Annotated in this window: 5 protein-coding genes; all 5 read right to left on the bottom strand. The window is 32.0% G+C overall.

Translation table 11 applies throughout. The annotated features are described in order from the left end of the window. Positions 1–123 precede the first annotated feature (123 nt). On the bottom strand, positions 124–681 hold the full coding sequence (locus tag ACW2QF_RS18885; RefSeq protein ID WP_455717566.1) for a hypothetical protein: 558 nt from the start codon (positions 679–681) through the stop codon (positions 124–126). 48 nt (positions 682–729) lie between these two features. Beyond that, positions 730–1,392, bottom strand: coding sequence for a hypothetical protein (locus tag ACW2QF_RS18880; RefSeq protein ID WP_455717565.1), 663 nt, complete (start codon positions 1,390–1,392; stop codon positions 730–732). A 42-nt stretch (positions 1,393–1,434) separates the two neighbouring features. Then, the gene (locus tag ACW2QF_RS18875; protein WP_455717564.1) at positions 1,435–1,848 is read right to left on the bottom strand and encodes a hypothetical protein; all 414 of its coding nucleotides are present in this window, start codon (positions 1,846–1,848) and stop codon (positions 1,435–1,437) included. A 2-nt stretch (positions 1,849–1,850) separates the two neighbouring features. Beyond that, positions 1,851–2,936, bottom strand: a complete 1,086-nt coding sequence (locus ACW2QF_RS18870; protein WP_455717563.1) for a hypothetical protein — start codon at positions 2,934–2,936, stop codon at positions 1,851–1,853. A 75-nt stretch (positions 2,937–3,011) separates the two neighbouring features. Then, on the bottom strand, positions 3,012–3,152 hold the full coding sequence (locus ACW2QF_RS18865) for a hypothetical protein (protein ID WP_455717562.1): 141 nt from the start codon (positions 3,150–3,152) through the stop codon (positions 3,012–3,014). Positions 3,153–3,208 lie beyond the last annotated feature (56 nt).

Genomic DNA, 3,208 nt, shown 5'->3' with positions numbered 1-3,208 from the left:
ATACATCTTTGCTAATTAAGAGTAAATTTTCATCTCCGTCATACTTTTCAATATCGTATACTACAATTGGTTTCATAATTTTATTTTTCCTTTCTTATCACTTCAAATAACAGTTTCATAGGTTTAAACCCAAATCTCTTTTCTCTCAATCTTGACATTTTTATGTATTTCTCTGTGCTGCCACTCACCGCACCAGTTACACCTTCTTGAATTTTTACCCACATATGTAAACCTGTCTTCATCGTCCTGTAACCACCTATTATGTTTTCTATCCCAGATACATCTACCACGTTTGATATATTCTGCCCAAAAGACCTCTGAAACATCAACGTATTTTCTAGGCGATAACCCACATGCATAACAATATATCTCGTATTTATCTTTCCTATTACCTAATATTGTTTGCAGATTTGTACCGGTTATGTCATTTCGGTCTTCCACATAACAAGCTGGTTGAAAGCTAAGAAAAATATCGCAAAGATTAAAATCATTAATATCAAAGGGCATTTCTTGGTATTGAGTTATTGGCTCATGATTTTCGTCGCACCCAACTTTTACAGGATGCATAGCTTGATAATATACTTTGTCGCATTTCAACTCTTTTTTACTTAGAAACCGATATAGTTGAATACTATACTTATCAGAATCTTTTCCTTTCGGTTTAATTTGTTTAATATTCAATATTATCTCCTTTCGTTACAATATGAAATTTCTATTTGTTGTGATTATTTAAGCACTTAACTCTTTCAGCTTTTCAACCATTTCGGCAATCTCAGGATCTTTTTCACCCAACTCTTTAGACATTCTTTCATAGAATTCTAAATCTTTTAGCTTGGCTATTTTCTTATCTAATTCTTTCTGAATTTCTTTCTTCTCTTTTTCCAATTTTACAGCATTCTCACGTTCTTCAGTTCTCTTGTTAAATGCAGCCAAATCTACTACATCAACAACTTCTTTCGTGACATTCTTTGCATATTCTTCTTTTGTATAAATTGCTTTAACAATTGCTAAGGTTAGCTTATTTTGTGGATTTACTACTACCGTATCTCCAACATAAACATTCTCATCAAATAAAGCAAATCCATACTCCTTACTACTATAACTACATTCCAATTCAACTACTGCAACTCTAAAATTACCTTCCATTTTCAATCCTCCATTTTCTTCTAATTCATCAATAAACTTTAATTCATGTGGGTTGTACCAAAACAATCCCCTTTTACTTGCCGAATTTCTGACATCGTCTAGTAGAACTCCAAGTTCTGAGCCACTCGTACAATTCTTTACAGTACCAATCATATGTAATGTTTCTTGATATTTAGATTTCCTATTTGCATAAACAACCATCACTCTCTTGCCCGCATACTTATCTATTCTGTCTGATAGGTACATTTACTTATTCACCTCCACCTCGTATAAAATGCCTCTTTGATTCTAGTTTAATAGAGCAGCAATTTCATCAATTTCAAGCTCAGTTTTCTTTTCTTCAGATAAAAGCTTATCGAGTTTTGCCTCCATCTTATGTAAATCTGCTTCTTCTCTCTTCATTCCAGATACGGACAATTTACTCTTAATATCATTGATCCATAGGTCTACAGAGTAGCCGCTTATTGTAGGATGTGGCATTTTAAGATTATCAGCTGACATGTTATATAAATTCAACTTTAACATCAAAAACATAAGTGCTCCACCATCTAATACATTTAAATTGTGCTTGCTGCCATCTAATTCCAGAATGCAATTTGTCTCCGGTGTAAATCTTACTTTTCTTCCTGATAAATATTTTTTCTTTGTTTCTATCTGTTTCTTTAATTCTAAAATCCTTAAATCATTATTTTGATTTGCCATGTTTAATACCTTCCTTTATACAATTTACCATTCATTAGATATTGGTTATAAATGACTGGCTTAAATTCGTCATATATCTCTTCTATTGTAACTGGATTTCCTTTATATCCTATTGTATACATATTATCATCATCACTACGAACCCACGTATTAGTGTAGCTAGTTTTTCTATCGTTCAAATGGTTAACGTATCTACCTCCAGCCTTGTTTAACATATACGTCTTAAATTCTTCTAAAGAATACGGGATATATTCGTCTTTTGTATCATCAATCGGAGAATAATAAACATTAGAGCTCTCTAGCATTTCAAATAACTCTGCATAATTATCCACACACTTGTTGTTTACTACAGAAATAAACTTTTTGTTAATACTTTTTAGCTCGTAAAATTCAGGTTTGTTATTGCATTGTACGAGTTTGCAAAAATAGAATCTTTTATCTTTAACTTGTGTTTCATAATGATATTGCTCAACCCTACAACTCCCATACCAACCACTAGGTTCATCTTTAAACCCATCTGAAACTCTAACATTATCCCAATAGTCAAATTTGCCAAGATAAACCCACTTTTGATTATCCTTAGTTAAATACGTTGCACCGACTGTCAAATCTTTCGCTTTAATAATATCCGCATTAAACATCTTTTCATTATATGTAGTAAGTTCTTCATAATCTGGCGAACTAGTTGGAATCAATAATAAATCAGTACCATCCCAACCATACACAAATTCTCCTTCTAAACCCTTCCCTTTAATTGAGTTGGTGTTTTCTAATATATACAATAGGTTTGGTACACTAATTTCAAACTCAAAGTTTCTCGGATCATATATTCTCACATATGTTTGCCGGTGATTCCAGCCAGTAGAGTATCCACCAACTTTCTTATTTATAACAAACCCTGATGTTGGTACATTTTCAATTTCCCGTGGGTCAATCTTCTCGTCTCTCCAACTATTCCATGATTTTTCTTTTCGCAATACCCCTTTTTCATCATAGTAAATCACATATGCCAACTTCTTTGTATATGTATCACTCCGATTTTGAAATCCTACGTTAATTGTTTTGGGTATAAAAATATTGCTTTTCAATTATTCAACTCCCTTCGTAAAGTTAATAAAATGTTGTTTTTGTATGTTTTAATTACTGATCAAATCATTAACTATTTATCTGCATTGTCTTTTAATCAATATAGCGGCATAACTTTTGCCACATCTAGCATCACCAATTCTATATCCTTTGCTGAGTAACTCATTTACCATAATTTCAAAAATCTTGTTATTTGACTCTTCAATCACTTTAATCATGTAATGTTACTCCTTCCCAAACGCTAATATGTATTCTCTATTATTTACGTTACAAT

The organism is Anaerosporobacter sp. (genome assembly GCF_965301125.1).
This window is presented reverse-complemented; position numbering and strand designations above follow the sequence as displayed.

Bases quoted from the DNA above. Each gene is read 5' to 3' on its own strand.
- ACW2QF_RS18880 (WP_455717565.1), bottom strand. From the start codon at position 1,392: ATGTACCTATCAGACAGAATAGATAAGTATGCGGGCAAGAGAGTGATG.
- ACW2QF_RS18875 (WP_455717564.1), bottom strand. From the start codon at position 1,848: ATGGCAAATCAAAATAATGATTTAAGGATTTTAGAATTAAAGAAACAG.
- ACW2QF_RS18865 (WP_455717562.1), bottom strand. From the start codon at position 3,152: ATGATTAAAGTGATTGAAGAGTCAAATAACAAGATTTTTGAAATTATG.